Origin of the sequence: Mesorhizobium sp. M2A.F.Ca.ET.037.01.1.1 (genome assembly GCF_003998075.1) — a bacterium.
GTDB lineage: Bacteria > Pseudomonadota > Alphaproteobacteria > Rhizobiales > Rhizobiaceae > Mesorhizobium.
In genome coordinates this window covers 1-2,378 of the sequence record NZ_RZSA01000980.1, presented here as the reverse complement: position 1 = coordinate 2,378, position 2,378 = coordinate 1, and the positions used below count along the sequence as shown (strand labels likewise).

Sequence of the window (2,378 nt, the reverse complement as noted above, 5' to 3'; positions counted from 1 at the left end):
ACAGATATAGGCCTTGGCTGCGGCGCTACCCAGTTTGCCTTTGTCCCAGATCCCCATTTCCAGCAGCAGCATAGCGTACTCGGTTCCCATTCGGATCTGGCGAACGCCGAACATGATATCAGGATCATCTTCCTCGCTCAGCACCAGGAGCGGACGCGTCATCAGCGATAGCCTGCGCTCAAAGAACCAGGGGAATATGTCGCTCGGCGCGAAGCCCGGAGGCGGCGTGTCCCACGCAGGGCGCGTAAACAGCCCGAAGGCGGCGAGGAAGCGATCAAATTCGTCGCTGGTGATGGGATTCCCCCAGCGCCCAGTCAAAGCGACGATAGCTGCAGTTAACTCAGACCGTCGTAGGCAAGTGACTTCGGAGGATCGCCCAACGGCGATGTTTTGCAGGGCGAAGGCGATTGCCACGATGGCCGAAATGGCCAGACCAATCTCCTCTCGGACCGCATATTCGAAGGCGCCGTTATCTCCCTCCTCCTCGTCCTCAGATGACAGTAGATCATCTTGATGGCGCGCGACCCATTCCGTGTTGTCTTGCGGTGTGTCGAAGAGGTCCGAATAGCGTTCCTCGTCTATGGCAACGGACTCTTCGAGGCAGGCCTTGAGGTATTGTGTCATGAATGCCTCGGCTCCGCCGCCATAAGGCAGGATAGAACCGTCTGGTAGAAATGTGAATTCTCCCTTTACAAGGTTGCGCTGCGCGGCATCGCTGAACTCGGCCGTACGGACGAGCGCCGCTACCTGCGCCGCGATAGCGTCGATGTCCGACAGCCCCGGTGGACGACCGCCAGTCATCGGACAGGCGCAGAGCGCCATCTCGGCGACCACGCGGTAGGTTCGGAAGGCGTGATCACGCTGGTTCGCGCGCCGGACGCCAAGTTGTGGATCATCCGTGTAGGCAACGCGCCGTGCCCGCGCGCCGCGCTCATCGTCGACCCGGTGCCTGTGCGCAGCTTCGATCAACCCGAGGACAAGGTGCAATGTCTCGCGTCGATCGAGGCTCGAAAGGCGGTCACGGCATATCTCCCAGTGCACGTCCACAGCTGCGTTGAGAATGGCATTGACGTGTCCAGCATCCCTGATCGGCGTCATGGGCGGTGTGATGGTGAGGCCGTGGCGTGCAATAAGACGCTCGTCCATCCAGCGTCCTGCAATCGCGAGGTCGGGTTCTTGGAGCGGGCGGTAGCGGGTTTTGTCCGCCATAAGGTCGATGGCGAAGGCCTGATCAATGTCGCGGGTGATGTGGATCATCTTGAGATCCGGATTGGCAAGTATCTCGCGCGCCCAACTTAGCGCGCCGACGTTTGCCGTTTCGCCGCGAAGCGTTAGGATGCCCTCCAAAATCCAAGCCAAGACCTGAATCTCAGCCGCGTTGTCCACCCGGACCATGCGCTCCATGAGATCAGCCGGCAGGGCGATCCTCACCTCCGAGCCGTCTGGCCTATAGAAGAACTGCGCAGTGTCCGGGCCGTCGGTGATCGTGATCGGTATCGGAAGCAGCGTCACGAGAAGCGGCTTCGCGGTTGCCGAGAGCCGCCCTCCCACCTCGTTGGCGGCGCGCGCCAACCATTCCAGTACCGCCTGCCAAAGAAGAAAAAGAAACTGCCGGTCTTCCACGTCAGTAGGAGGACGGCCAACGGAGACCCACCAGGGGCCGTGTTCGTTTTCAACCACGCCGACCAGTGTGCCGGCTGCTATGGCCAAGTGATCGTTGTAGATGGGCGACTGCGGATCGGGCGTGGTATCATCGTCGTCAGGATATCGTTCGACCACGGTGAACTCGCCCCAAGGGGTGCGGACACCATGGGCATACCATGCATCCCGCACCCGGCGAACCAAAGGCGCCACCAGCGTTGTATCGCCGATCAGCGCCATGCCGCGCATGTCGGCTAACGCCGGGGTGAAGGTAAATCCGAAGTTTTCCCAGACGCTCCAGTAGACGATCGGGTCAGGCCACAGTTTGATGATCGTGCCGCGATGCCTGATCTCGCGAAGCTCGGCCAACATCTTCCAGAATTTGAGCAGTTCGAATCCGGGTGCCCGAAGCAGCATCGAAAACGAGTAAACGCTCATCGAGACTACGAACCATCTCGGCCCTAGGTCAGGCAGATCGTCGATCTGAAGGCCCCACCCTGGCGAGTTATGCACGACTAGGGTCAGACCGGCGTCAGCACCTTCGCCATCCTCAATTTCATCGTGCAACTGACGGATCAACTGGCTGAGCGCGGATGCTAGCCGACGGCCACCACCCAACGGTGGAGGCACGGCATTGTCGCGCGAATTTGGCCACTTAGCCTCCAGTAGGATCAGATGCGCATGCTTATCGTGATCGAATTTCAACGCTAATGCACGATCCTCGACCGACCTGCTCC

The 2,378-nt window shown here is 60.1% G+C and carries 1 protein-coding gene; it reads right to left on the bottom strand.

The window, feature by feature from the left end:
* A partial coding sequence (locus tag EOA27_RS32215) for a hypothetical protein (RefSeq protein ID WP_145970681.1) occupies positions 1-2,346 on the bottom strand: 2,346 nt, incomplete at its 3' end.
* Between the last annotated feature and the right edge of the window lie 32 nt (positions 2,347-2,378).